The organism is Streptomyces aureoversilis (genome assembly GCF_042657885.1).
Taxonomy (GTDB): domain Bacteria; phylum Actinomycetota; class Actinomycetes; order Streptomycetales; family Streptomycetaceae; genus Streptomyces; species Streptomyces aureoversilis.
Genome location: NZ_JBHSKJ010000016.1, coordinates 41,432 through 65,839 on the forward strand (window position 1 = coordinate 41,432; position 24,408 = coordinate 65,839).

Annotated in this window: 25 protein-coding genes and 1 pseudogene; 6 read left to right on the forward strand and 20 right to left on the reverse strand. The window is 68.7% G+C overall.

Annotation, left to right across the window (positions count from 1 at the left end; all coding sequences use genetic code 11):
* The first annotated feature begins 12 nt into the window (after nucleotides 1-12).
* The gene (locus ACFPP6_RS25755) at nucleotides 13-675 is read left to right on the forward strand and encodes a class I SAM-dependent methyltransferase (RefSeq protein WP_382046836.1); all 663 of its coding nucleotides are present in this window, start codon (nucleotides 13-15) and stop codon (nucleotides 673-675) included.
* 56 nt (nucleotides 676-731) lie between these two features.
* Here the strand turns inward: ACFPP6_RS25755 and ACFPP6_RS25760 are convergent, their stop codons facing one another.
* From ACFPP6_RS25760 to ACFPP6_RS25800, 9 genes and pseudogenes are all read right to left on the reverse strand, one after another.
* Nucleotides 732-2,072, reverse strand: a complete 1,341-nt coding sequence (locus ACFPP6_RS25760) for a DUF3987 domain-containing protein (RefSeq protein ID WP_382046839.1) — start codon at nucleotides 2,070-2,072, stop codon at nucleotides 732-734.
* 151 nt (nucleotides 2,073-2,223) lie between these two features.
* Nucleotides 2,224-3,021, reverse strand: coding sequence for a hypothetical protein (locus ACFPP6_RS25765; RefSeq protein ID WP_382046842.1), 798 nt, complete (start codon nucleotides 3,019-3,021; stop codon nucleotides 2,224-2,226).
* A 637-nt stretch (nucleotides 3,022-3,658) separates the two neighbouring features.
* On the reverse strand, nucleotides 3,659-4,567 hold the full coding sequence (locus ACFPP6_RS25770; RefSeq protein WP_382046844.1) for a hypothetical protein: 909 nt from the start codon (nucleotides 4,565-4,567) through the stop codon (nucleotides 3,659-3,661).
* Between the two features lie 14 nt (nucleotides 4,568-4,581).
* Nucleotides 4,582-4,932, reverse strand: coding sequence for a hypothetical protein (locus tag ACFPP6_RS25775; protein WP_382046847.1), 351 nt, complete (start codon nucleotides 4,930-4,932; stop codon nucleotides 4,582-4,584).
* Nucleotides 4,933-4,984: 52 nt separating this feature from the next.
* Entirely contained in the window at nucleotides 4,985-5,188 is a 204-nt protein-coding gene (locus tag ACFPP6_RS25780; RefSeq protein WP_382047126.1) for a hypothetical protein, read from the reverse strand.
* A pseudogene (locus tag ACFPP6_RS25785) lies at nucleotides 5,189-5,359 on the reverse strand (helix-turn-helix domain-containing protein); the annotation flags it as partial.
* 250 nt (nucleotides 5,360-5,609) lie between these two features.
* Nucleotides 5,610-6,137, reverse strand: coding sequence for a hypothetical protein (locus ACFPP6_RS25790; RefSeq protein ID WP_382046850.1), 528 nt, complete (start codon nucleotides 6,135-6,137; stop codon nucleotides 5,610-5,612).
* Nucleotides 6,134-6,292, reverse strand: coding sequence for a helix-turn-helix domain-containing protein (locus ACFPP6_RS25795; protein ID WP_382047109.1), 159 nt, complete (start codon nucleotides 6,290-6,292; stop codon nucleotides 6,134-6,136). The genes ACFPP6_RS25790 and ACFPP6_RS25795 overlap by 4 nt, the downstream gene beginning before the upstream one ends.
* A gap of 92 nt (nucleotides 6,293-6,384) precedes the next feature.
* Nucleotides 6,385-6,732 (reverse strand): hypothetical protein, encoded by a 348-nt coding sequence (locus ACFPP6_RS25800; RefSeq protein ID WP_382046853.1) that lies wholly within the window; start codon nucleotides 6,730-6,732, stop codon nucleotides 6,385-6,387.
* A gap of 336 nt (nucleotides 6,733-7,068) precedes the next feature.
* Here ACFPP6_RS25800 and ACFPP6_RS25805 point away from each other — a divergent pair, with 336 nt between their 5' ends.
* Nucleotides 7,069-8,244, forward strand: a complete 1,176-nt coding sequence (locus ACFPP6_RS25805; protein WP_382046855.1) for a tyrosine-type recombinase/integrase — start codon at nucleotides 7,069-7,071, stop codon at nucleotides 8,242-8,244.
* 199 nt (nucleotides 8,245-8,443) lie between these two features.
* On the opposite strand, the gene ACFPP6_RS25810 is transcribed toward ACFPP6_RS25805, so the two are convergent.
* Nucleotides 8,444-9,604, reverse strand: coding sequence for an acyl-CoA dehydrogenase family protein (locus tag ACFPP6_RS25810; protein ID WP_382046857.1), 1,161 nt, complete (start codon nucleotides 9,602-9,604; stop codon nucleotides 8,444-8,446).
* Nucleotides 9,605-9,798: 194 nt separating this feature from the next.
* Here ACFPP6_RS25810 and ACFPP6_RS25815 point away from each other — a divergent pair, with 194 nt between their 5' ends.
* Complete coding sequence (locus tag ACFPP6_RS25815; protein ID WP_382046860.1) at nucleotides 9,799-11,139, forward strand: UDP-glucose dehydrogenase family protein; 1,341 nt, start codon at nucleotides 9,799-9,801, stop codon at nucleotides 11,137-11,139.
* A gap of 266 nt (nucleotides 11,140-11,405) precedes the next feature.
* Here ACFPP6_RS25815 and ACFPP6_RS25820 read toward each other — a convergent pair whose 3' ends face one another.
* Genes ACFPP6_RS25820 through ACFPP6_RS25830 form a run of 3 tightly spaced genes read right to left on the reverse strand, consistent with a single transcriptional unit; the run spans nucleotide 11,406 to nucleotide 14,358 of the window.
* Nucleotides 11,406-12,617 carry a dipeptidase gene (locus ACFPP6_RS25820; RefSeq protein WP_382046863.1) on the reverse strand — a complete coding sequence of 404 codons (1,212 nt, stop codon included), beginning with the start codon at nucleotides 12,615-12,617 and terminating at the stop codon, nucleotides 11,406-11,408.
* Between the two features lie 14 nt (nucleotides 12,618-12,631).
* The gene (gene purE, locus ACFPP6_RS25825) at nucleotides 12,632-13,168 is read right to left on the reverse strand and encodes a 5-(carboxyamino)imidazole ribonucleotide mutase (RefSeq protein WP_382046866.1); all 537 of its coding nucleotides are present in this window, start codon (nucleotides 13,166-13,168) and stop codon (nucleotides 12,632-12,634) included.
* Complete coding sequence (locus ACFPP6_RS25830) at nucleotides 13,165-14,358, reverse strand: 5-(carboxyamino)imidazole ribonucleotide synthase (protein WP_382046869.1); 1,194 nt, start codon at nucleotides 14,356-14,358, stop codon at nucleotides 13,165-13,167. The genes purE and ACFPP6_RS25830 overlap by 4 nt, the downstream gene beginning before the upstream one ends.
* A gap of 148 nt (nucleotides 14,359-14,506) precedes the next feature.
* Between ACFPP6_RS25830 and ACFPP6_RS25835 the strand changes: the two genes are divergently transcribed.
* A complete protein-coding gene (locus ACFPP6_RS25835) occupies nucleotides 14,507-15,001 on the forward strand; it encodes a GtrA family protein (protein ID WP_336005796.1) in 495 nt (164 codons plus the stop codon).
* A 16-nt stretch (nucleotides 15,002-15,017) separates the two neighbouring features.
* Here ACFPP6_RS25835 and ACFPP6_RS25840 read toward each other — a convergent pair whose 3' ends face one another.
* Both ACFPP6_RS25840 and ACFPP6_RS25845 read right to left on the reverse strand, forming a co-directional pair.
* A complete protein-coding gene (locus ACFPP6_RS25840; RefSeq protein ID WP_382046873.1) occupies nucleotides 15,018-16,271 on the reverse strand; it encodes an ATP-binding protein in 1,254 nt (417 codons plus the stop codon).
* Nucleotides 16,272-16,374: 103 nt separating this feature from the next.
* Nucleotides 16,375-17,055 carry a response regulator transcription factor gene (locus ACFPP6_RS25845; protein WP_058046585.1) on the reverse strand — a complete coding sequence of 227 codons (681 nt, stop codon included), beginning with the start codon at nucleotides 17,053-17,055 and terminating at the stop codon, nucleotides 16,375-16,377.
* A gap of 466 nt (nucleotides 17,056-17,521) precedes the next feature.
* On the opposite strand from ACFPP6_RS25845, the gene ACFPP6_RS25850 reads away from it, so the two are divergent.
* Nucleotides 17,522-19,057 carry a peptide MFS transporter gene (locus tag ACFPP6_RS25850; RefSeq protein WP_382046876.1) on the forward strand — a complete coding sequence of 512 codons (1,536 nt, stop codon included), beginning with the start codon at nucleotides 17,522-17,524 and terminating at the stop codon, nucleotides 19,055-19,057.
* A 55-nt stretch (nucleotides 19,058-19,112) separates the two neighbouring features.
* Here ACFPP6_RS25850 and ACFPP6_RS25855 read toward each other — a convergent pair whose 3' ends face one another.
* The 5 genes from ACFPP6_RS25855 to ACFPP6_RS25875 form a co-directional block, all read right to left on the reverse strand.
* On the reverse strand, nucleotides 19,113-19,703 hold the full coding sequence (locus ACFPP6_RS25855; protein WP_382046879.1) for a hypothetical protein: 591 nt from the start codon (nucleotides 19,701-19,703) through the stop codon (nucleotides 19,113-19,115).
* Nucleotides 19,704-20,170: 467 nt separating this feature from the next.
* Nucleotides 20,171-21,040 carry a COG1470 family protein gene (locus tag ACFPP6_RS25860; RefSeq protein WP_382046882.1) on the reverse strand — a complete coding sequence of 290 codons (870 nt, stop codon included), beginning with the start codon at nucleotides 21,038-21,040 and terminating at the stop codon, nucleotides 20,171-20,173.
* Nucleotides 21,041-21,060: 20 nt separating this feature from the next.
* Nucleotides 21,061-21,873, reverse strand: coding sequence for an LPXTG cell wall anchor domain-containing protein (locus ACFPP6_RS25865; RefSeq protein ID WP_382046885.1), 813 nt, complete (start codon nucleotides 21,871-21,873; stop codon nucleotides 21,061-21,063).
* A 177-nt stretch (nucleotides 21,874-22,050) separates the two neighbouring features.
* Nucleotides 22,051-22,569, reverse strand: coding sequence for an ATP-binding protein (locus tag ACFPP6_RS25870; RefSeq protein ID WP_382046888.1), 519 nt, complete (start codon nucleotides 22,567-22,569; stop codon nucleotides 22,051-22,053).
* 256 nt (nucleotides 22,570-22,825) lie between these two features.
* Nucleotides 22,826-23,194 carry an STAS domain-containing protein gene (locus ACFPP6_RS25875; RefSeq protein ID WP_058046591.1) on the reverse strand — a complete coding sequence of 123 codons (369 nt, stop codon included), beginning with the start codon at nucleotides 23,192-23,194 and terminating at the stop codon, nucleotides 22,826-22,828.
* A 229-nt stretch (nucleotides 23,195-23,423) separates the two neighbouring features.
* Here ACFPP6_RS25875 and ACFPP6_RS25880 point away from each other — a divergent pair, with 229 nt between their 5' ends.
* Entirely contained in the window at nucleotides 23,424-24,359 is a 936-nt protein-coding gene (locus ACFPP6_RS25880; RefSeq protein ID WP_382046891.1) for an RNA polymerase sigma factor SigF, read from the forward strand.
* Nucleotides 24,360-24,408 lie beyond the last annotated feature (49 nt).

Here is a 24,408-nt window from a genome sequence, read left to right on the forward strand (position 1 = left end):
GAGGAAACGCCGTTGCCCGCACGACACAACATCGAAAGCGAACGCGAACTCTGGGACACCTTCGCGGAGAGCACCAAGGACAAGGTGTTCGACGCTGACCCCGTCTTCTGCTGGACGCAGTACGCCGGGCACGGGCCAGGGCCCGAACTACTGGGAGACCCGGCAACCGCCCTGGAGATCGGATGCGGTACCGGGCGGGCGCTGGCCTACCTCTCGCAGCAAGGCGTGAAGGCAACGGGCGTGGACCTCTCTCCTCTCATGGTCACCAACACCGCTGAACGGTGGGGGCCACTGGGAGCGCGGTTCGTGTGTGCCGAAGTGCTGGACCACCTGAGCTCCACGACGGAGACCTACGACGCCATTTACTCGATCTTCGGGGCGGCCTGGTTCGCCGACCCCGCCAAGCTGCTCCCGCTCGCTGCCAAGCGGTTGAACCCGGGCGGCGTGCTCGCCTTCTCCCAGCCTCCGGCCATCCCTGGCGCGTACGGGCCACAGGGTATGTACAAGGGAGGGTTCGCGGGCAAGGCCATGTACACGTACCGGTACAGCTACACGCCCCGGAAGTGGGAGAACCTCCTCCTGAGAGCCGGATTTGAGAAGGCGGAAGTGTGGGTCCTCGACGCCCCCGAGCCTGACCACATCGGGACTTTGATCGCTCGCGCTGTGGTGAGCTGAGCCAAAACAAACCAAGAACGCCCCGGCCGTGATGGCCGGGGCGTTTCTTTGGTTGGTTAGAGGAGCGCTCGGAAGGGGTTATCCGCAAGCGGTTGCGAGCGGTTCGGTTCGGGTGCGCGCTTCGTTGCCGGGCGGTAGGCGTCCAGGCGGACGACCCGGGCCCGGTTCGCGTGGCGCTCCGGAGTCGCCGGCTGCGGTTCTACGTGATGGAAAGCGTGCCGGTTCTCCTCACGGTCTGCGCTGGCCGGCTGTCGGGCTGGGTGACGGGAATCGTCACCGCCGAGCGTGAAAACGGTGGCCGGTCGACCGGTCTTCCCCGACCGATCAGCGGTGACGACGATTCCCGGCAGCGCCTTCACCTCGGCGGCCGTCGCCCCCACGAAGGGGAGGATCTGAGAGGACGTTGCCCGGCCGCCGTGCATCTCGATCCGGGCCCGGACCTTGTCGGCAAGGCTGAGCGGCTGCCGCTTGCGAGTGGGGGACAGAGTGTCCCCCACTCCTGTGATCCGGACCGCGTCCTGCACCGAGCGGCGTACCAGGGTGAAGGCGGCGAACAGCATGTCGCCCGTGATGGTCTCGGAGCACTCGGAGGCGGCCAGACAGGCTGCGACCCTGAGGGTCTGTTCTGCGGTCCGCTCGATGAAGACGGCCTGTTCCCCGGGCAGGGTCTCACCCAGGATCCGGGCGTAGCGGCGCACGATCCGCCAGAGCGGCCGGGCGCCCTCGGCGAGGTTAATCACCCGGGGGCGAGTCGTGGCCCAGGCGTAGGCGTCGGACAGTTCCCCACCATCGACCTTCGGCATAGCGATCCGGTCGTCATCGAGCATGGGCACCGAGCCAAGCAGGAAGGGCAGGATGCGGTTGTACGAGCCCCCGGCCGCATCCGACTTGCCCACGTACCGCTCCCAGTCCGAGGGCGTGATGTGGGAGTGGAGGACCATGGCAGGGTCGGGGACTTCCTGGGCCTCTTCCTTGGTGGTGTTGCGGAGCGTCGTCCCGTCCCACGCGGCCCGGAGTTTCGTGGTGAACGACGGGTCCCGCTTGACGCGCTTCAAGACCTCAGTCCACTCCTCCTCCACCACCAGGACCCGGACATCACGGCCCCGTTCGGTCTCCGTGGTCGCTTCCTGCTGTTCCCACAGGTGGTTGACCAGACTGGCCCCGGACGTGATCCCCGACGTGGTGTGCGTTGCCAGGAACCGCCCCAAAGACGGGTCAAGGACGTGAAGCGCGGCCCGCAGCGCGGTCCCCTTGCCCCTGCCCGTGCCAGCCACCAGGGCGGACCACAGCAGAACGGGCCGGGCGCTGCCACGGGAGGACACCTTGACCGTGCCGCCGAGGGCGGCGGACCACATCGACAGGGCGGCCACGTAGACCCCCAAGGCGTCCGCTTCCACGAAGGGGGCGATCTTGCGGACGGCCCGGCCGATCGGACCGTAGAGAACGGGGGTGCTCATGCTGCCTCTATCTAGAACAGGGTGGGTTGGGTGGCTGAGGGCCGGGGGCGGCGCCGGGCGCTCAGTGCGCCCGGCTCGGTGCGGGCGGCTCTCAGGCCGCTACCGCTTTCCCCTCGGCGTCCTGCTGCGCGAGATCCCAGCAGTGCCGGACGTGCATCGGGACGCGTCCCTGAGCGGAGAGGTTCGGCCAGCCGTTCTCACGGGCCCACGCCCGGATCACACGGTTGCGCTCACGCTCGGACATGACCTTGGGGCCGACCTTGGCAGGTTCCGGAAGCGGGTCACCACCGGTGAACTTCCCGGACCCCACGGCGTCTCGGAAGCGGCCCGGGGTGCGGACGTCCATCACAGGCAGACTGCGTTCCGCAGCGTCCCGAAGCTTCGTGGCGTTCCGCTCCGCCCCCTCACCGCAGATGATCAGAACAGTGGACTCGTCAGCACGCCCCACCACCCGGTACCCGGCGTTGCGCACTGCATCCCTTGCGTCGTCCCACGAGTACCCCGGCACGTCACCAGTGACCACCACAGACGGGCCATCAGGCTCGGTAGCGTCGCCGTCGGGACGCTCCTCCTGCACCTGGTCGTCGTGCTTCTCATCGGCAGCCACGACGGACAACGGCTCATCATCGTCCGGCACGGCCTCAGGCTCGGCCACGGCCTCACCGGGCACGCCGAGGGCATCCACCAAGTAGCGGCCGAACGTGACGTCGTGTTCCAAGCAGAGGTCCCAAGCGTGCCGCCCAAGAGTCAGGGTTGCCGTCGCTTCCACCTCCGACCCGTCACGAGCCATATGCGCATCGCAGAACGTCTTCTCAACGGGTACCAGGATCGTCTTACGCACGAGATTCCTTAGATAGCTGAAGTCGAGATAGGTAATCGGCTGGAGCATTGCTCTTACAGCTCTTCCTCATCCGCCCCGACTCGCGGTCGGCGGAACTAATCTCATCTTGCAGCATCGGTAAATCAATTCAAGGCCAAGGTGGGCGTGATCCGCGCCACAATCCATGAATACGGGTCCATCCATGACCCCATTCCAAAACCCCTAAAAATCAGCGTTTCCGCAGGTCAGAGCATGTGTCGCACCCCGGAGGTAATGCTTAGAAAGAAAGAAAAAGGACCCACCGGGGGTGCCTCTTTCCGACCGTGTACGGGTATCAAATAATCGAGAATGCGGCTCAAATGAAGCGATTTCGCAGGCATCTCACATTGGGCGCCAGGTCCTCCCTGTAACGATTTCCACTGGAGCCCTTGAGGTAGAGCCTCTGTGTGCTCGGCTGGGTAACAATCTGCCCGCCGACCGTTACGGAATCGCTGAATCACACCTAGTGCGGCAAAGCGGAGTCACTTCCGGGGCTGTTTCAGCACGACGATGGGGGCCTCCTGTAGTGGGTCCGGCGGAGGCTTTCTGACCGCCCTGAGCTACCGCCGGCTGACCTCTGGGTCACAGGAACGCAGGGGAAACGACCGGTGAGCGCAAAAGAAGGGGGCCTCCACCGAATCGGCAGAGGCCCCCAGGGCTCACAGTACTAGGCCGCCCACTCCACGGCGGCCTTCACGATCCCCTTGGACGGCTTCGACTCATCGAAGGTGTTGTCAGCCTTCTTGGTGTCGAGTCCGGGGTACCTCACGATCTTCCCTCCGTACAGGTGGAGAGTGTCGATGTAGTCGGCTCGGTACTTCTCCGACTGGCCAAGGCGGAATCCTCGGAACTGGCTCGCGTACGTGCTCATTTCCGAGTGCCCGGCGATGATGTCCACGCCCTTGGGCATTGCTGTGGTCGACAGGACTGTAAACCCAGCCAGGCGGGCCACGACACCGTTCGCAGTGACGCCACCTTCACCGTAGGCACCAGCGTTGGCGATGGCCGGGTGCTCGATCAGATGCCGCTTCACGCGGGGCGAGACGACCACGTAACGGCCGTCGGGGATGTCGTTGTCGTCCAGGGCCAGCATCATGTCCAGGACGGCGCCGAAGAGGGCCTGAGGGGCGTTCGCGGAACCGGCCTTGATGTTGGGGAGAGCTGTAGCGCCCTTGGCGATCACCTCGCCCATGAAGGTGTCAGCCTCGCGGGCAAGGGAACGAATCATCTGCTGATTGATCGGCGAGTTGAGATTGCCGCTGGCGAGCTGGATACGCTCCGCGTCCTCTACGAGAACCTGGAGGTACTTCGCCTCGGTGATCGGCAGCTTCTGGTCAACGGCCTCCGGCCGCTGGGCGGTCATACCCTCCGGCAACTTGTAATCCCCAACCGAGGGCCTCAGCAGCGAGTTGATGTGGACAACATCGCCCTGCTTCCGAATATTGCCCTCATATTTATTGTTCGAGACGATCGGCGAAGCCCAGACCAACAGCGGATCGAACTGCGTCAGCAGATCAGCATCCCAAATTTCCGGGACAAATGTGTGAGTGTCAGAATTCTGGTAGGCAAAGACCATACGGATACTCCTGGTTAGCGCTTACGGATATCGAGGGAAACTCGGGGAGTAAAGGGCCGCGAGGGGCCTTGGTGGTAACCCGCTCCCATGAGCTGAGGCAGCTGCGGCTTCTTGGGCTTGTACGGCTCCAGTGCATGACTGATGATCTCCGCAGAGGGCCATCCGTCCTCACCGAGGAGCTTGGACGCATCCAGGTATTCCACGAACCCCTCAGGAACGCTGGCCCCCTCCTGCGCGGCCTGGGCCCTGAACTCGGCCTTGGCGAGCTTGGCGGCATACTCCCGCTCCACCTCGGCACGGATGGAATCAGAAGGGTCAGCCAGAGTTGGGGCCGGGGAATGGGAATCGGTCTGGGGGTCGCTCATAGGCGACACCTCCTAAGTAACTTGAGTTGAATCGCTCTTGAGGCATGTGGGCCTAGTGGCCCCTGGCGTGGAAAGCGGCTTGATCCTCCTCGGCTGCCACCTTGGCATCAGCCTCGGTCATCAGGGTTCGGCTCTGGCCCTGCGTTTCGTGCCGCACCGCCTCGGCGGCGTAGATGGCCTTAATGAGCACAGCCCGGCCGTCGTCGTCCTGGGCCGGGTCCTGGGCTGCTTGCTCCACGAGCGAGGCAATGCTCACGCGCAGGTGGTGAGCAAGCCTTATGGAGGTGAGAAAGCTCGGTCGGAGTTCTCCACCCTCGTACTTGTAGATGGCTGTCGCCGAGACGCCACACAGGTCTGCTAGACGAGTGGCAGACAGACCTAGTTCCTTACGGCGCGCCTTACCGCGCGCAGGGTCATAAAGGTTCACTCACTCTCCAGAGAAGTTGAAAACCCCCCTTCAGGAGGGATGATGTTGAGTCAGATCCCCCTCAGAGAGGGGTGAACTCACTTTTCTCTTCACTAGATATGTAGGAGTGATCTACTGATGTTTGTATCGGCGATACTTGGAAGTGTTGTGTAAGTCACTGCATGTGGCCGCCCCAAGAGCGGCCCACCTCCTTGGGCCCGGCCCAGGGGCATCCCCCTTTAAAGAGGGGCCGTAGGACTCGCCCTTGGCATCAAGCGGCCGAGGGCTTCAATCTGTTAACGCCCTGGCTCGCACGCTCTCGCACCTCACGTGCCCAAGACGCCGGAGGGAACACGCTCCCGCCCCTGGCAATGTTGTCGCACTCCGCCTCCCACCGCCGGGCCTCGTCCATGGTGCGGAACATCCAGTCCCCATGGGCGTCGTCCCAGGCGATGTTGTGCTTGTGCGTAGCGCACTCCTCCCGCTTTTGGGCCGACTTGGCGTCCATTGAGGCCACGCCGTGTGGCACCAGCAGGCACCGCGCCGACGCCGAAGGCGCGAGCTGCCCGGCCTTGATGAGAGACAGCCGTGCCTGCCGATAGCGCCCAGCGCTGTAGGGCTCGCCCTTGTCGTTCGTCAGAATGGCCTGCAACTCGCCGGAGCCGAGCGGGGCATGTCCGCCCCGTTGCATCCGATCCATGGCCAGCAGCCACATGCGCAGTTCCAAGTGGAGCGTCGGGCACCCGATGGCCGGGTTCGTGTACTCCGGCCGGTAGACCTTGACGAACCGGCGACTCACTCCGCTCCCTGCTCGTCCAGCCAGCGATCCAGGTCCACCGGGCGGCACCGGAGGGACTGCCCAACCTTCCGGAACGGGATCTGCTCGCGTCTCCAGTTCCCGTATACCCAAGATCGGGGCTTGGCCAGATAGTCGGCCACGTCTTCAACGGTCATCAACTTGGTCAAGCGTCCTCCGAAACAGAACAGCCTCCGAGTGGCCTCGGAGGCTGTTGAAGCAATTTGAAGTTGAGCTGGGATCGATCTGACTAGCTCGGCACGCCAGTCGGCGACTCCAGCACCGCCTTGGCCTTTTCGGTGAGCTCCCCGCCGGCCTTTCCTGCCAAGGTGCTCAGGTAGCCATCGCGGCGGGCCTTCTTGAGGTGATCCTTGACTGTCTCCGGGCGTCGCCCGATTAGCCGGGCCAGCCAGGGCACGGGCGCCGGAGCTCCACTGTCAGCCATGGCCTTGTAGGTAGCGGCGAGCATGACCAAGTACCGCTCGGAGACGCCCTCATTCGCCAACAGCAGCCCTGCGGCCTCACCGGCCTCGTTGAACCTCTGAGCCACGTCCTCCAACGTGCGCTGGGCCTCAGGTGCCTCCTTGGCCAAGTTCATGGCTGCTCCGATGTCCAGTCTGCGGAGCACCGTTGTGGAGATGCCGCGTGCAACGTCGCGAGGGGACGCGTCATCCGCCGCTTCAACGGTTACACGCTGCGGTCCTCCTGTGATCGGCCCCGTCGGCCACCACATTCGAACTACCCAGCCCCCTTGCTGCTGGCTGATCTCGAAGCCGCTTTCGTCTACTCGCATGCCTTCAGAGTATCACCACACGGGGTGGTCCCCCTGGTGTTGACAAGCAAGGGTGGATGCGGTGCAGACTGAGGCACGGGCCGACCAAGGACGACATGGGGGGGGCGGCTCGCTCACCGAACCAGAGAGGCCAGTGCGGCAGTGGCAAGGGCATGGATAGCGCGGTCCACGGACGACCCGAAGAAGTGGACCACCTACTGGTACGACCCCGACGGCAAGCAGCGGCAGAAAACCTTCTCGACCAAGACGCGTGCCGACGACCACCGGAGGCGCAAGGAACAGGAACTCGACGCGGGCACCTACCTGGACGACAAGCTGGGGAAGCAGCCAGTGACGGCGGTCTGGGAGCAGTGGACGCACCAAAGAAAGCTGGAGAACAGCACCAAGAAGCAGTACCGGTCAATCCAGAACACGACCATTGAGCCGTTCTTCAAGGCCCGCTCCATCGTGTCGCTCAAGGTCGCTGACATTGAGCAGTGGCTGTTGTGGATGGAGAAGGACAGGAAGCTTGCCGCCCGGACACGCCGTCAACGCTTCTCCTTCTTCTCCGGAATGATGGATTGGGCCGTGATCAACGAGATCATCGGCCGCAACCCTTGTAAGAAGATCAGGCACGCAGGGAGCCGCGCCAAGGAGATCCGGGAGCACAAGACCAAGGCGCGACGGCTGAAGACGCGGGAGGTCTTAGCCCTTCTGGACGGCAGTCCTCCGCGGTACCGGGCAATGCTCTGGCTGATGGCTGGCTGCGGTCTGCGGCTCGGCGAAGCGATGGCCGTGGCTCGGGACCAGATCGACTTCAAGGCCGAGACGCTTCGAGTCGACTTTCAGATCACTGAAGACGGCGAGACGGAGTCCGGCAAGAACAGCGCACTTCAGCGTCGACATATCAAGGCTCGCGACGCGGAGGAACCGGGCAGGATCGTGCCTCTCCCGCCGAACGTCGCCTTCGAACTGCGCAGGCACATCAAGAACCACGGAACGTGGGGGCCGGAAGGCTTACTGTTCCCCAACGTCACCCGGTCGGGCTACCTGTATGCCTCGTACTTCTACCCAAAGATCTGGCTGGCCGCGCTCACCAAGGGTGAGGTGTCGTACTGCAAGCCCCACGCCCTCCGGCACTACTACGGCTCCCGCATGCTCTACGCGGGCGTCCCTGAGAACGATGTGGCCGACTGGATGGGCCACAGCAGCACGGACGTGCTCCGGGAGCACTACCACTACATCTTCGAGGGAGCCGAGCAGCGCGGCAGGGCCGCCATCGCAACGATGCTGACGCCCGGCGCCGACGACCCCACAGAGAGGGCCGAGGTCGCCTGACCCGCCCCCATACGAACAGCCCCCGGCATGGCGCCGGGGGCTGTGTCGTTTATGCAGGTCAGCAGGCTATTTCACCCCAGCGCCAGCCCAGGATTCCCCCAGCATGACGCCCAGGAACAGCCCGAAGCGGACCAGAGCAGACCGAAATCCAAGGCAGCTGCACCAGTGACGGGAAACGGCCTCTGACCTGCGAGAACGGCTACTTCGGCAGGTTCCTGGCCATGACTATGCGCTGAACCTGATTCGTGCCTTCATAAATCTGCGTGATCTTCGCGTCGCGCATCATGCGCTCGACGGGGTAGTCACGGGTGTAGCCGTAGCCGCCGAGGAGCTGCACGGCGTCCGTGGTGATCTCCATGGCGGCGTCGGACGCGTAGCACTTGGCGGCGGCGCCGAAGAACGTCAGGTCGCCGTCGACGCGCTCCGACTTCGCGGCGGCCGCGTACGTGAGCTGACGGGCGGCCTCCAGCTTCATCGCCATGTCGGCGAGCATGAACTGGACGCCCTGGAAGTCGCCGATCGGCTTGCCGAACTGCTTGCGCTCCTGGACGTAGCCCTTGGCGTAGTCCAGCGCGCCCTGGGCGATGCCGAGGGCCTGGGCGGCGATGGTGATGCGGGTGTGGTCCAGGGTCTTCATCGCGGTGGCGAAGCCCGTGCCCTCCGCGCCGATCATGCGGTCGGCGGGGATGCGGACGTTGTCGAGGTAGACCTCGCGGGTCGGAGAGCCCTTGATGCCGAGCTTCTTCTCCGGGGCGCCGAAGGAGACGCCCTCGTCGCCCTTCTCGACGACGAAGGCCGAGATGCCCTTGGAGCGCTTCTCCGGGTCCGTCACGGCCATGACCGTGTAGTACTCGGAGACGCCGGCGTTGGTGATCCAGCGCTTGACGCCGTTGAGGACGTAGAAGTCGCCGTCGCGCACGGCGCGGGTCTTCATGCCGGCCGCGTCCGAGCCGGCGTCCGGCTCGCTGAGGCAGTACGAGAACATCGCGTCGCCCTTGGCGAGCGGGCCCATGTACTTCTTCTTCAGCTCCTCGGAGCCGGAGAGGATCACCGGGAGCGAGCCGAGCTTGTTGACCGCCGGGATCAGCGAGGACGAGGCGCAGACGCGGGCGACCTCCTCGATGACGATCACCGTCGCGAGGGCGTCGGCGCCGGCGCCGCCGTACTCCTCGGGGACGTGCACGGCGTGCAGGTCGGTGGCGACGAGGGCGTCCAGGGCCTCCTGCGGGAAGCGGGCCTGCTCGTCCACCTCGGCGGCATGCGGGGCGATCTTCTCCTCGGCGAGCTGCCGCACGACCTTGCGCAGCTCGTCGTGCTCCTCGGAGAGCCGGTAGAAGTCGAAGTCCTTTGTTCCCGCCAAGGCGCACTCCCCTGAGAGTTAACTACCGTTTAGTAACCCCGATTCTAGGGGCGGCTCCCGGACAGGGACTACGTGAGCTTGCCGACAGCACCCGGCAGGCGCCCCCGCGACTGCCGTCCACCCCGCTCCTTCCCGGCTCGGGGCCCGACTATGCTCGGGCACCGCAGTCCAGCCCGTCAGCACATGGAGCACGCATGGCCCCCAGGATCACCGTGATCGGCACCGGCTACCTCGGCGCCACCCATGCCGCGGCCATGGCCGAGCTCGGCTTCGAGGTGCTGGGCCTCGACGTGGCCCCCGAGAAGATCGGGATGCTCGGGCGCGGCAAGGTCCCGATGTACGAGCCGGGGCTGGAGGAGCTGCTGCGCAAGCACGTCGCCGGGCTGGAGGGCTCGACCGGGCGGCTGCGCTTCACGACCTCCTGGGAGGAGGTCGGCGAGTTCGGCGACGTCCACTTCGTCTGCGTGAACACTCCGCAGAAGCACGGCGAGTACGCGTGCGACATGTCCTACGTCGACGCCGCCTTCACCTCCCTGGCCGCCGTCCTGCACCGCCCCGCGCTCGTCGTCGGCAAGTCCACCGTCCCGGTCGGCAGCGCCGCGCGGCTCGCGCGGCTGCTCACCGGGCTCGCCCCGGCCGGCGAGGAGGTCGAGCTGGCCTGGAACCCCGAGTTCCTGCGCGAGGGCTTCGCCGTCCGGGACACCCTGCACCCCGACCGCATCGTCGTCGGCATCGCCGGCGAGCGCGGCGAGAAGCTGCTGCGCGAGGTGTACGCCGGGCCGGTCGGCGAGGGCACGCCCTTCGTCGTCACCGACTACCCCACCGCCGAGCTGGTCAAGACCGCCGCCAACTCCTTCCTCGCCACGAAGATCTCCTTCATCAACGCCATGGCCGAGGTGTGCGAGGCCGCCGACGGCGACGTCGTCAAGCTCGCCGAGGCCATCGGCCACGACGACCGCATCGGCAAGAAGTTCCTGCGCGCCGGCGTCGGCTTCGGCGGCGGCTGCCTGCCCAAGGACATCCGCGCCTTCATGGCGCGGGCCGGCGAGCTGGGCGTCGACCAGGCGCTCACCTTCCTCCGCGAGGTCGACTCCATCAACATGCGCCGCCGCGCGCACATGGTCGAGCTGGCCCGCGAGGCGGTCGGCGGCAGCTTCCTCGGACAGCGGGTCGCCGTCCTCGGCGCGACGTTCAAGCCGGACTCGGACGACGTCCGCGACTCCCCCGCGCTCAACGTCGCCGGGCAGATCCACCTGCAGGGCGGCCAGGTCACGGTCTACGACCCGAAGGGCATGGAGAACGCGCGCCGCCTCTTCCCGACCCTCGCCTACGCGGAGAGCGCGCTCGAAGCGTGCCGCGGGGCGCGGGTGGTACTGCACCTGACCGAGTGGGGCGAGTTCCGCGAACTCGACCCCGAGGCGATCGCCGTCGTCGCGGCGGACCCCCACATCATCGACGGCCGCAACACGCTCGACGCTGCCGCGTGGCGGAACGCGGGCTGGACGTTCCGCGCAATGGGCCGCCCGCGCGCGTAGCAGCGGGGCCGGGGCCCCGAGGGCGCGGGGCTCCCGCCCCTGGGGGGCTGGGGCACCGCCCCTGAACACACACCCGCCCTCTGGGGGCTGGGGCGTCGCCCCAGGAAACGGTGAAAGGGCGGGGCCGGGGCCTTTCTCCCGCCGCGGCGGCGAGCGGCCGAAGCGGCGCCTCCCGGCGGTGCCGGGCCGGGCCGAGCCCGTAGCGGCACCGCCGGAATGCGCCGTCGTGGCTGAGCGCCGCTGCGGCGGAGGTGTGAGGCGCAGCCTCACTGGGTGCTCGGGGGCACCCCGTCCAGGACGTCGATCGTCGCGATCGACGGACCCCGCTTCGCGGAAACCGCCCGCGCCACATCCTCCGCGTCCCGCAACACCCGCACCGCATTGCGCCACGTCAGCTTCGCCAGGTCCGTGTCGGACCAGCCTCGGTGGAGGAGTTCGGCGACGAGGTTGGGGTAGCCGGCGACGTCGGCCAGGTCGACGGGGGTGAAGGCCGTGCCGTCGAAGTCGCCGCCGATGCCGATGTGATCGACGCCGGCGACCTCGCGCATGTGGTCGAGGTGGTCGGCGACCGTCGACGCCGTCGCGAGCGGCCGCGGCCGCTCCGCCTCGAAGGCGCGGTGCAGCTCCATCGCCCGCGGCGAGGTGTCGAGGTGGTGCAGGCCGTGCGCGCGCAGGTTCTCGTCGGCGGCCTGCGTCCAGGCGACGGCCTCCGGCAGGATGAACTTGGGGACGAACGTCGCCATGGCCACGCCCCCGTTCGCGGCGAGCGCGCCGAGGACGTCGTCGGGGACATTGCGCGGGTGGTCGCAGACGGCGCGCGCCGACGAGTGCGAGAAGATCACCGGCGCCTCGGTGACCCGCAGGGCGTCCCGCATCGTGTCGGCGGAGACGTGCGACAGGTCGACCAGCATGCCGATGCGGTTCATCTCCCGCACGACTTCCTCGCCGAAGCGGGTCAGCCCGCCCGCCGCGGGGGTGTCCGTGGCGGAGTCGGCCCACGGGATGTTGTCGTTGTGGGTGAGGGTCATGTAGCGCACGCCGAGCCGGTGCAGCGCCCGCAGCGTGGCCAGGGAGCAGTTGATACTGTGCCCGCCCTCGGCACCCATCAGCGAGGCGATGCGGCCTTCGGCGCGCGCGGCCTCCATGTCGTCGGCGGTGAAGGCGAGCTTGAGCGCGCCGGGGTGGCGGTCGGCGAGCTGCCGGACGACGTCGATCTGTTCGAGCGTGGCGCTGACGGCCTCGTCGCCGGCGAGGTCCGTGCGGACGTAGACCGACCAGAACTGGGCACCGACGCCGCCCGCGCGCAGCCGCGGCAGGTCGGTGTGGAGCCCGGTGGCGCTCTGGTCGCGGGCGATGTCGCGCCGGTCGAGGTCGTAGCGGACCTGCTCGCGCAGCGCCCAGGGCAGGTCGTTGTGCCCGTCGACGACGGGGTGGGCGGCGAGGAGCTCGCGGGCGCGGTCCAGCAGCTGGTCCGTCATCGTCGCTCCCGCGGTCACTTGCCGAATCCGAAGCCGCCGGCGCCCTGCACCTTGGCGCGCAGCCGCCTGCCCTTGTCCGTGGCCTGTTCGTTGAGCTCGTCCTGGAAGTGCTGCATGCGGGCGAGCAGGTCGGCGTCATGCGCGGCGAGCATGCGGACGGCGAGCAGGCCGGCGTTGCGGGCGCCCGCGACGGAGACGGTGGCGACGGGCACCCCGGCCGGCATCTGGACGATGGAGAGCAGGGAGTCCATGCCGTCCAGATACTTCAGCGGCACGGGCACGCCGATCACCGGCAGCGGGGTGACGGAGGCCAGCATGCCGGGCAGGTGGGCGGCGCCGCCCGCGCCCGCGATGATCGCCTTGAGGCCGCGGCCGGCGGCCCGCTCCCCGTACGCGACCATCTCGCGCGGCATCCGGTGCGCGGAGACGACGTCGACCTCGTAGGGGATCTCGAACTCGTCCAGGGCCTTGGCGGCGGCTTCCATGACGGGCCAGTCGGAGTCGGAGCCCATGACGATGCCGACGACGGGGCCGACGGGGGAAGCAGTCATTCCGTGATCGTTCCTCGCAGATATCCGGCGGCGTGGCTCGCGCGCTCGCGCACATCCGCCAGATCGTCGCCGTAGGTGTTGACGTGTCCGACCTTCCGGCCGGGCTTGACGTCCTTGCCGTACATATGGATCTTCAGGCCCGGGTCGCGTGCCATGCAATGGAGGTACGCGGAATACATGTCGGGATAGTCGCCGCCGAGCACGTTGGCCATGACGGTCCACCTGGCGCGCGGGCGGGGGTCGCCGAGCGGCAGGTCGAGCACGGCGCGCACGTGGTTGGCGAACTGCGAGGTGATCGCGCCGTCCTGGGTCCAGTGGCCGGAGTTGTGCGGGCGCATCGCGAGCTCGTTGACGACGATGCGGCCGTCGGCGGTCTCGAACAGCTCCACGGCGAGGTGTCCGACGACGCCCAGCTCCTGGGCGACCTTGAGGGCGAGCTGCTGGGCCCGGGCGGAGAGCTCCTGCGAGAGGCCGGGCGCGGGGGCGATCACGGTGTCGCAGACGCCGTCGACCTGGATGGACTCGACGACGGGGTACGAGACGGCCTGGCCGTGCGGGGAGCGGACGACGTTGGCCGCGAGCTCGCGGACGAAGGCGACCTTCTCCTCGGCGAGGACGGGGACTCCGGCGCGGAAGGGTTCACTCGCTTCTTCTGCGCTGCGGACGATCCAAACCCCCTTTCCGTCGTATCCGCCGCGGACCGTCTTCAGCACGACGGGAAAACCGTCGCCCTCCGCCGCGAAGCGCACCACGTCGGCGGGGTCCTCGACGATGCGGTGCCGCGGGCACGGCACTCCGATCGCGTCGAGCTTCGCCCGCATCACGCCCTTGTCCTGGGCGTGCACCAATGCGTCGGGCCCCGGGCGGACGGGGATGCCGTCCGCCTCCAGGGCCCGGAGGTGCTCGGTCGGAACGTGCTCGTGATCGAAGGTGATCACGTCACACCCTTGTGCGAAAGCACGAAGGGTTTCCAGGTCGCGGTAGTCGCCGATGACGACGTCGCTGACCACCTGGGCCGCCGAGTCCTGCGGAGTATCGCTGAGCAGCTTGAACTTGATGCCGAGGGGGATGCCCGCCTCGTGGGTCATACGGGCGAGCTGGCCGCCGCCGACCATGCCGACTACCGGGAACGTCACGCCCCCAGGGTATCCGTACGGGCGAACTGCCCCGGACCGCGTTCGGAGGATCATCCGAAAAGACAGTGAGTGCACCAATGGCCGATATGACTCGCGTTCGCCTCACGTTCACCGACTCCGTCCGTCGGTGCCCGGGCCCGCTGGATAGCATGAAAGCTGCCCCACGCCCCAAGACGCCCATTCAACGGAGCCTGACGATCCCATGAGTCAACGGCGCACAGTGCGTTCCCGGCTGGAGCGGGTGGCCCGCGAAATCGCCAAGTTCGGCGCGGTCGGAGCCATCGGGTTCGTGGTCAACTTCATCGTCTTCAACATCTGTGTCCACGGTTTCGGTCTCGCGGTGGTGCGCTCGGGCGTGATCGCCACGGCCGTGGCGATCGCCACCAACTACGTCGGCAACCGCTACTGGACCTACCGCGACTCCGACAGGAGCCGGCGCAGCCGCGAGATGAGCCTGTTCCTGCTCTTCAGCGGTGCCGGGCTGGTGATCGAGAACGGCATCCTGGCGATCTCGCACTACGGCTTCGGCCTGACGACCCCGCTCGCGGACAACATCGCGAAGAACGTGATCGGGCTCGGGATAGGGACGGTCTTCCGCTTCTGGTCCTACCGCACGTGGGTCTTCCGGGCGCAGGCGGTGGAGACCGCCGAATCGTTCCTGTCCGCGCCTCCGGAGCCGGCGGAAGCACGCAAGTAACGGCCCTTGCGCACGGTCACCCGTGGGAGCCCGACCCCTCCGCCTCCCGGCTCAGGAACAGTGCGAAGACCGGCGGGTTCGCCTGGAGCAGCTCCAGGCGGCCGCCGTCCGCCTCCGCCAGGTCCCGTGCGACGGCCAGTCCCAGGCCCGTGGAGTTCCGCCCGCTGACGGTGCGCTCGAAGACCCGCGCGCCCAGGTCCGGCGGCACGCCCGGCCCCTCGTCCGTGACCTCCACGACCGCCTGGTTGCCGGTGACGCGCGTGCGCAGGGCGACCGTGCCGTCACCGTGCATCAGGGAGTTCTCGATGAGGGTCGCGAGGACCTGGGCGACGGCGCCGGGCGTGCCGACGGCCCGGAGCCCCTGCTTGCCGGAGCGGACGATGGCGCGGCCCTCGCTGCGCGAGGCCGGGCGCCACTCCTCGATCTGCTGCTTGATGACCTCGTCGAGGTCGAAGGTGACGGCCGAGCTGGACTTGGGGTCGCGGGAGTTGGTGAGCAGCCGCTGGACGACGTCGGTGAGCCGCTCGACCTGGGCGAGGGCGATCGTCGCCTCCTCCTTGACCGTCTCCGGCTCGTCGGTGAGCGTGATCTCCTCCAGCCGCATGGAGAGCGCCGTCAGCGGCGTGCGCAGCTGGTGCGAGGCGTCCGCGGCCAGCCGCCGCTCGGCGGTGAGCATCCGCGCGATCCGCTCGGCGCTGGAGTCGAGGACGTCGGCCACCCGGTCCAGCTCGGGCACCCCGTAGCGGCGGTGGCGGGGGCGGGGATCGCCGGAGCCGAGCCGTTCGGCGGTCTCGGCGAGGTCGGTGAGCGGGGCGGTGAGCCGGTTGGCCTGGCGCACGGCCAGGAAGACGGCGGCGATCACGGCCAGCAGCGCGACGGCGAGGATCACCAGCAGGGTGCGGCCGACCTCGCGGCTGACCGTGGAGCGGGACTCCTCGACGCGGACGAGCACGCCCTGCTCGCCCGGCTCGGTCGCGACGATGACGCCGCCCGTGGGCCGCTCGCCGATCTCGATCGCGGGCCGGCCGGGGATCTCGATGCGGGCGTACCGGTCGTCGGTGATCTGCTCGCTGAGCACCTCGGACTCGACCCGCTCGCCCCCGACCAGGCGGCTGTCGACGATGCTCACCAGCCGGACGGCTTCGGACTTCACGCTCTCCTGGGCGCTGCTCTCGATCGTGCGGGTCTCGACGATGACGAGCGAGATCCCGAAGACGGCGATCACGACGAGGACGACGGCGAGCGTGGAGTTGATCAGGCGGCGACGCACGGGGTGCCCTCCGGGCGGGGTGGTACGGATGCGGTTCCGGATGCCGGGAGGGGCCGCTCCGTGCGCGGCCCCTCCGGACGCTCCGGTCCCGGCTTCTCTCTGCTCAGCTCTTCTCGAAGCGGAACCCGACACCGCGCACGGTGGCGATGTAGCGGGGGTTGGCGGCGTCGTCGCCGAGCTTCTTGCGCAGCCAGGAGATGTGCATGTCGAGGGTCTTGGTGGACGACCACCAGGTGGTGTCCCAGACCTCGCGCATCAGCTGGTCGCGGGTGACGACCCGGCCCGCGTCCCGCACGAGCACCCGCAGCAGGTCGAACTCCTTCGCCGTCAGCTGCAGTTCCTCCTCGCCCATCCAGGCGCGGTGCGACTCGACGTCGATCCGCACGCCGTGGGTGGCGGGGGGCTGCTGGTGGGCCTCGACGGTGCCGCGCCGCAGCAGGGCCCGCACGCGGGCCAGCAGTTCGGCGAGCCGGAAGGGCTTGGTGACGTAGTCGTCGGCGCCGGCGTCCAGGCCGACCACCGTGTCCACCTCGTCCGCCCGGGCGGTGAGCACCAGCACCGGGAAGCCGTGGCCCTCGGTGCGCAGCCGGCGGCAGACCTCCAGTCCGTCCATCCCGGGCAGCCCAAGGTCGAGGACGAGCAGGTCCACCCCTCCCTTGAGCCCGGCGTCCAGCGCCGTGGGACCGTCTTCTCGCACCTCCACCTCATACCCCTCGCGGCGCAGGGCGCGTGCGAGCGGCTCCGAGATGGACGCGTCATCCTCGGCGAGCAGTACTCGGGTCATGGAGTGATGGTAGTCCGCTCGGGCCCACGTCAGAGGTCCAGCGGGAGCTACCGGCGGCAACCCTTGACCGCGCGGTACGGACCTTTGAGGGTGCTTAAACGGTTCCCCGAGGCGGTGTGATCCATATCTCAACTGCTTCCATTTGCGGGCGGGGTGTGACGTATGGTGACCAGACGTCTGTAGCTACAAGGGGGACCTTCGGATCGTATTCGGCGCGCCGAAGGTCTCTGTCGTGTGCAGGGCTGGATACCCCAGTCTTGTTCACAGTGAATGACCTGGCGGCCGGGTCCGTCGCGCGAAGGGGCGCGGGGGCGTGGATCCCGGTGACGGCTGTCCTGTCGCTCCCTTGGAGGAGAGAGCGAACCCCTTGGACGTGGGGGCGGGCGGCGCGGTGACCGGTGCCGGCCAACCCCCACCCGGGCGCGTAGCAGCTGCAGCCGCGCGTCCCGAGCACTCAAGGATCGACATGGCGTCCAGCCTGACGAAGGGTGCGGCCGAGCAGGAGAAGACCTCTCCGGCCTCCGGCGGCAAGACCTTCTTCGGCCACCCCCGTGGCCTGGCCCCCCTCTTCATGACGGAGATGTGGGAGCGCTTCAGCTACTACGGCATGCGCGCCCTCCTCGTCGTCTACCTGATCGCAGGCGGCCCGGACGCGAAGCCCGACAGCCAGGGCGGCGGTCTGGCGATGCCCGAGGCCAGCTCGGTGGCCATCTACTCCATCTACGTGGCGATGGTCTACCTGCTCGCCATGCCCGGCGGCTGGTTCGGCGACCGTGTCTGGGGCCCGCGCAAGACCGTCGCCATCGCGGCGGGCGTCATCATGGCCGGTCACCTGACGCTGGCCATCCCGGGCAAGCCGACCTTCTTCGCCGGCCTCGCGCTGGTGGCGATCGGTTCGGGTCTGCTGAAGGCCAACATCTCCACGATGGTCGGCCACCTCTACGACGGCCCGCAGGACCCGCGCCGCGACGGCGGCTTCACGATCTTCTACATCGGTGTGAACACCGGTGCCTTCGCCGCGCCGCTCGTCATCGGCACCGTCGGCCAGAAGGTCAACTGGCACCTGGGCTTCGCGATCGCCGCGGCCGGCATGGGTCTCGGCCTGCTCTTCTTCCTGTGGGGCACCCGCCACCTCAGCCCGCAGAGCAGCGTCGTCCCGAAGCCGCTGACGGCCGCCGAGCGCAAGTCGACGCTCATGAAGGCCGCCCTCTGGCTGGCCATCGCCGCCGCCTTCTACGGCGTCGTCGCGGGCACCGGCCACTTCACGCAGAAGTGGGCCACGATTCCGATCGCCCTGGTCGGCCTGGTCATCCCGATCACGGTCCTGACCCGCATCAAGCGTGACAAGGACCTGTCGGCGACCGAGCAGACCAAGGTCAGCGGTTACATCTGGTTCTTCGTCGCCGCCGCCGTGTTCTGGATGATCTTCGACCAGGCGGGCTCGACGATGTCGACCTTCGCCGAGAAGAAGACCGCGGACAACGTCTTCGGCATCGACTTCCCGTCGACCTGGTTCCAGTCGGTCAACCCGCTGTGGGTCATGGCCATCGCCCCGGTCTTCGCCTCGATGTGGCTGTGGCTCGCCCGCAAGGACCGCGAGCCGAGCACCACGGTCAAGTTCTCCATGGCCATGGTCATCATCGGCGCCTCGTTCTTCGTCTTCGCCATCCCGATGGCGATGGCCGCCGACGGCACGAAGGTCACCCCGGCCTGGCTGCTGATGATCTACGGCATCCAGACCATGGGTGAGCTGTGCCTCTCCCCGGTCGGCCTGTCGCTCACCACGAAGATGGCGCCGCAGAAGTACGCGAGCCAGATGATGGGCGTCTGGTTCCTCGCGGTGACCGCGGGCGACTGCACCATGACCCTGCTGACGGAGGCGGGTGCCGACCTCAACGGCACCGGCGTGATCCTCGCGCAGGCGGCGGCCGCCACCCTGGCCGGTGTCGCGGTGTGGATGTCCCGCAAGCGGATCGAAGGCCTGATGGGCGACGTCCGCTGAGGACCCCCTGAATGACAGTGCCCCGGCGCAATGGCGCGCCGGGGCACTGTGCGTTTCAGTCCGGCAGACGCGGCATGGCCTCCGGGGTGAACCAGGGCAGGGCGCGGGGCTCCGCGGCCGCGGCAGGGGGCCGGGGCCGCAGCCGGTCGACGACGACCATCCCGAGCCGGAAGAGACCGGCCGGGACGACGAGGCACAGCAGGATCCAGAAGAGCGTCACCCCCCAGGGCCGGGGCACGTCCCAGGGCTCGGTGACCAGCACCTTGTCGCCGTACTTGAGGGACACCTCGTAGGGCCCGTGGGCGCCCGCGGCGAGCTCCACGTCGAAGGCGACCCGGGCGCGCTGCCCCGCCGGGATCGTCCCGCGCCACTTCCGCTCCTCCCAGGAGGGCGCGAGGAGCCCCCGCGCGGTCCCCACACGGAAGACGGGGTCCTTGGCCACCCCTGACCCCAGGTTCCCGACCGTGAGGACGAGCCGCCGCACCGGCGGCGCCCCGAACCACGTGAGCAGCCCGCCGGAACCTTCCAGCCGGGCGTCCAGCACGCCGATCCGCGCTCCGGAGGACTCGGGCAGCGGGGCGACGGGATGCCCCGCGACGACCAGCGGGACGTCCGCCGCCGAGGCTTCCCCGGTCACCGTGGCCACGTGCACCACACACGGGCAAGGCGTGGGCGGCTCGCCCACCACAAACTCCCGCCGAAAGGATCCATCACTCTCCGTAGTGACGGTCCGGCCCTCCGCATTAACGCAATCATTGGTACCCCCCACCATGTTCCGCCCGCACACGAGCAGAGTGAGCAGGGCCCGAGGCCGCCACCCTTCCCCGCTGACGACCACAGTGCTGCCCTTGCCGGCCTCCGACTGATCCAGGGAGAGACGAGGGCCATCGGCAGCAGCCGCTCCCGCAGCGGGCAACAGGGCGACGAAGAGGACCAGCAGCAGGGGAAGAAGAACTCCGGCGGAGGCGCCGGGGCCGCAGGGGCAGGGCCCTGGACGCTGACGTGTATTTGCGGCGCCCGGCGCGGGGTGCGCGTGCGGCAGGGCAGAGGGCGCCGTAAATATACGGTCCAGGGCCCTGCCCCGGAGGCCCCGGCGCCGGACCACGACGCGCCTCATACGCCGCTCCCCGCACCGCGGCGCCGCCGCTGCACCAGCACCACCACCCCACCCGCAAGCACCAGCACCACCCCGCCACCCACCGGCAGAACCCACCGCACGGGCGTGTACGAGCCGGACCCGGCGGCCCGCACCCCGCCCTCCGCGACAGCGGTCACCCGCACCGTCACCGAGTCCAGCCGCGGCGCGTCCGGCCACCGTTCCACCCTCCGCACCACCCGCCCCGGCGCCAGCTCGCCCGGCGCGTCGGCGATCGTGCGGCGGAGGACCGTACCGAAGACCCCGTCGGCGTGGATGGCGAGCCGCGGGGTCAGCGCCCGGTTGCCGCGGTTGACCAGGGCGTACCGGATCACGGCGCCGCCGCCCGCGCCCGCGCCGCTCACCCGTACGTTCTCGACGGCAAGCGCCGGCAGCGCCGGTGCCCCGCTGACGCGCAGGACCAGCGGCACCCGTACCTCCCGCCCCTCCCCGCTCACGACCACCGCGCCAAAGCGGTCGCCGGGCTCCGCGTCCCCGGGGACCGTCACGCGCAAGGGCACGTTCGCCCGGGTGCGGGCGGGCACCCGCACCTCCTGCCGGGCGAGGGAGACCCAGGGCCCGGCGCCCCGGAGGGCGAAGGAACGCTCGCGATCCGCGGGGTTGACGACGGACAGCTTGTCGGTGAAGACCGTGCCGGGGGCGCCCTCCAGGTAGAACGACGCGCGGCCGTCCGGGCCGGGAGCCTCCGTACCGGCGGGCGCGGGTGCGGCCGACCACGGCCGGTCGTCGTCGCCGGCAGTGGTGGCGGCGGTGGCCGGAACGGCGGAGGCACAGAGCAGCGACGTCACGAGGACCGGCAGGAGAAGACGGACGGGACGACGGCGCACGGGCGGCCCCTTCATGTGGGTCAGCGCGTGGTCGCCGCCCGGCGCCGCCGGGTCAGCCAGAGCGTGCCGGCGACGCCGGTGAGCAGGACGGTGCCACCGAGGGTGCCGAGGGCGATGGCGGAGTCGGCGGGCCCGGTCTGGGGAAGCTGACCGCCGCCGGTGGAGGAGGAACCGCCGGTGGCAGAACCGCCGGTGGAGGAACCACCCGAGGCGGCCCCGCCGGACGTGGACGAGCCACCCGTAGACGAACCGCCCGAGGAGGACCCACCCGAGGACGAACCGCCCGAGGAAGACCCACCCGAGGAGGACCCACCGGAACTCCCGCCGGGCCCCTTGACGTCGAGCGTCAGCGAGGGCTTGGGGTTGTTCGTCGGCGTGCAGGTGGTGGTCGTACCCAGCGCCTGGATCGTCAGCGTGGAGGCGGTGAACGTCACGCTGCCGCTCTTCTTCGGGGTGTACGTCCCCGACAGGTCACTGATCTTGATCGGGGTGTTGGCCGGTATCGGCTCCGTGTTGGCGGGCCCGGAGACGGCGACCGTCCCGCTGTCCGCGCCGCCCACCTTGATGACGGCGCTCGGCTTCATCGCGCCCTTGCCGAGCTCGATGGGGCTGGAGGAGACGCCCTTCTCGAAGGACATCGTCAGCTTGTACGCACCGCCGTCCGCGACGCCCTTGATGTCGATGGGCGAGACGGCGCTCTTGTCGCCGATGGGGGTCTTGCACGCGTAGTCGACGTCGATCGTCACCGCGTGCGCGGCCGGAGCGCCCAGCAGGACGGCCCCGCCGGCCAGGGACGCGGCGAGGGCGGCTGCGCGGCGTGGGATGTGGGACACCTCTGGTTCCCCTCTCGTCCGGTACCGCAGCCGAGCAGAGCAGCGCAGAGCGAGCCGAGCCCAGCTGACGGCACATCAGATCGGGCGCAGACAGTACGCCGGGGACCTTGAGGAAGGAAGAGAAGGCAGAGAACAGAAGAAAAGAAAGGAAGGGGAGGGGAGGGAAGAGCCGGAGGCCTAGCCCGGCGCAGCCAGCTCCGCCCACACCGTCTTCCCGGCACCGCCCTCGTTCCGCACGACGCCCCAGTCCAGGCAGAGCCGCTGCACGATGAACATCCCGTGCCCGCCGGGCCGCCCCGCGCGGTGCGGGGTGCGCGGCGCGGGCGTCCCCGCGCCGAGGTCGACGACCTCCAGGCGCAGCACCTTGCCCGTGCAGCTCACGCGAAGCTCCTCGGGGCCGTCGGCGTGCAGGCAGGCGTTGGTGACCAGCTCGGAGACGACGAGCAGGACGTCCTCGGCGGCCGCGCGGTGATCCGCGCCGATCGCGGGGAGCCAGCCCCAGTCGTGGAGCGCCTGCCGGGTGAAGTCACGCGACATGGGCACGGCGCCGCTGACCCCGACGAGGTGCAGCCGGCGCGTCCCGCCGGGCCGGGACCCCTGCGAAGACCCGTCCGGCGACAGCGCACCGGAAGAGGCGGCGCCGTTCGCCCCCGGACCGGGGTCGCCCGGCGGAGGGCACGGCCGGGTGGTGCTCATCAGCGCTTCACCTCACCGATTCACCGATTCAGAACGGAACGAAGGGACGGACGGGTACCTGGATACCTTGATCACGGCTACCTGGCACATGGAACGGATTCAGCAGACTCCTGCCCGACCGAATCGTGAGAACACCCACTTCTTCGGTGCCGATCCTGTGATGCATGCAACTGGTGCCTGCGAACCCACGCCGAAGGAGCCCGGCCGACCGGGTGACGACTGAGTAACGCACAGGGAAAGGCGGGGGCGCCAGGGGTCAGCCGGCGAGGGCCGCGTCGAGGGTGTCGTGCACGGTGAAGACGGCTTCCGCGCCGGTGATCTCGAAGACCCGGGCGACCACGGGCTGCATCGCAGCCAGGTGGATTCCGCCGCCTGCGGCCTCGGCCTGCAGCCGGGCGCCCAGGAGCACGTTGAGACCGGTCGAGTCGCAGAACTCCAGACCGGAGCAATCGAGGACCACGCGTGCGCCGCCGTCGGCGATGGCGGCCTCGAGGGGCTCGCGCAGCACGTCCGCCGTGTGGTGATCGAGCTCACCCACCGGCGTCACGATCGCGCTCGCCCCGTCCCGCCGGACGGCTACATGCAGCCGGCCCCTGCTTGCGCTGCCGACCATCCCGCGATCCATGCGCATCCCTTCTCGGTGTGCCTGCGTGGCGCTCCCAGAACACTACGCCTTCCCTACGGCGTCCGGTAGCCGAAGGTCCGACATTATGCACATATAGGGACATCACGCACTTGCGGTGCAAGGGTGAAGACAGGTAGGGCTAGTAGGACGACATCCACCACGGACGGCTTTGGAGGCGCCGCTCACCGCAGCACGACGCGACGGCATCGGCAGCCATATGCCGAGAATGATGGAGGAGACCATGTCACCCCGGCTCGACGAAACGCGTGCGGAACCGCGTACGGCGTCGTCGGCACCCCTGCCCCAGTCCCTGCCCGAGCATTCCGGGCTTCCCGAGATTTCCGAGCTCTCCGAGCTTCCCGAGTACGACGGGGCCGGCCCCACGCCCCCCGGCGAAATGGCGCCGCACGACGCACGTGCCCTGTCCAAGACGCTCTTCGCCCGCCTGGAGGCGCTCGAAGAGGGCACGCACGAATACGCCTACGTACGCAACACCCTGGTCGAGCTGAACCTCGCCCTCGTGAGGTTCGCCGCCGCCCGGTTCCGCTCCCGCAGCGAGCCGATGGAGGACATCGTCCAGGTCGGCACGATCGGCCTCATCAAGGCCATCGACCGCTTCGAGCTCAGCCGGGGCGTCGAGTTCCCGACCTTCGCGATGCCGACCATCATCGGCGAGATCAAGCGGTTCTTCCGCGACACCAGCTGGTCCGTGCGCGTGCCGCGCCGGCTCCAGGAGCTCCGCATCGACCTGGCCAAGGCCCGCGACGAGCTCGCCCAGAGCCTGGACCGCTCCCCCACCGTCGGCGAACTTGCCGGGCACCTCGGCCTGACGAAGGACGAGGTCGTCGAGGGCATGGCCGCGAGCAACGCCTATTCGGCGAGCTCGCTGGACGCCCAGGCGCAGGACGACGAGGCGGAGGGCGCCCTCTCGGCCCGCATCGGCTACGAGGACCACGACCTCGAGGGCGTCGAGTACGTAGCAGCCCTCAAGCCGATGATCGCCGAACTCCCGCAGCGGGACCGGAAGATTCTGTCCTTGCGCTTCGTGGCGAACATGACCCAGTCGGAGATCGGCGAGGAACTGGGCATCTCCCAGATGCACGTCTCGCGCCTGCTGGGCCGCACCCTCGTCCGCCTCCGCCGGGGCCTCCTGAGCGAGGAGTGAGGCCTGAGCCTCAGCTTTCGCACCTTTCACACCGTTTTGCACCGCCGCG

Excerpts from the sequence above, each read along its gene's own strand:
- ACFPP6_RS25765 (WP_382046842.1), bottom strand. The coding sequence starts at position 3,021 with ATGCTCCAGCCGATTACCTATCTCGACTTCAGCTATCTAAGGAATCTC.
- ACFPP6_RS25770 (WP_382046844.1), bottom strand. The coding sequence starts at position 4,567 with ATGGTCTTTGCCTACCAGAATTCTGACACTCACACATTTGTCCCGGAA.
- ACFPP6_RS25775 (WP_382046847.1), bottom strand. The coding sequence starts at position 4,932 with ATGAGCGACCCCCAGACCGATTCCCATTCCCCGGCCCCAACTCTGGCT.
- ACFPP6_RS25795 (WP_382047109.1), bottom strand. The coding sequence starts at position 6,292 with ATGACCGTTGAAGACGTGGCCGACTATCTGGCCAAGCCCCGATCTTGG.
- ACFPP6_RS25800 (WP_382046853.1), bottom strand. The coding sequence starts at position 6,732 with ATGAACTTGGCCAAGGAGGCACCTGAGGCCCAGCGCACGTTGGAGGAC.
- ACFPP6_RS25815 (WP_382046860.1), top strand. The coding sequence starts at position 9,799 with ATGGCCCCCAGGATCACCGTGATCGGCACCGGCTACCTCGGCGCCACC.
- ACFPP6_RS25820 (WP_382046863.1), bottom strand. The coding sequence starts at position 12,617 with ATGACGGACCAGCTGCTGGACCGCGCCCGCGAGCTCCTCGCCGCCCAC.
- purE (WP_382046866.1), bottom strand. The coding sequence starts at position 13,168 with ATGACTGCTTCCCCCGTCGGCCCCGTCGTCGGCATCGTCATGGGCTCC.
- ACFPP6_RS25830 (WP_382046869.1), bottom strand. The coding sequence starts at position 14,358 with ATGATCCTCCGAACGCGGTCCGGGGCAGTTCGCCCGTACGGATACCCT.
- ACFPP6_RS25835 (WP_336005796.1), top strand. The coding sequence starts at position 14,507 with ATGAGTCAACGGCGCACAGTGCGTTCCCGGCTGGAGCGGGTGGCCCGC.
- ACFPP6_RS25845 (WP_058046585.1), bottom strand. The coding sequence starts at position 17,055 with ATGACCCGAGTACTGCTCGCCGAGGATGACGCGTCCATCTCGGAGCCG.
- ACFPP6_RS25850 (WP_382046876.1), top strand. The coding sequence starts at position 17,522 with ATGGCGTCCAGCCTGACGAAGGGTGCGGCCGAGCAGGAGAAGACCTCT.
- ACFPP6_RS25870 (WP_382046888.1), bottom strand. The coding sequence starts at position 22,569 with ATGAGCACCACCCGGCCGTGCCCTCCGCCGGGCGACCCCGGTCCGGGG.
- ACFPP6_RS25875 (WP_058046591.1), bottom strand. The coding sequence starts at position 23,194 with ATGGATCGCGGGATGGTCGGCAGCGCAAGCAGGGGCCGGCTGCATGTA.
- ACFPP6_RS25880 (WP_382046891.1), top strand. The coding sequence starts at position 23,424 with ATGGAGGAGACCATGTCACCCCGGCTCGACGAAACGCGTGCGGAACCG.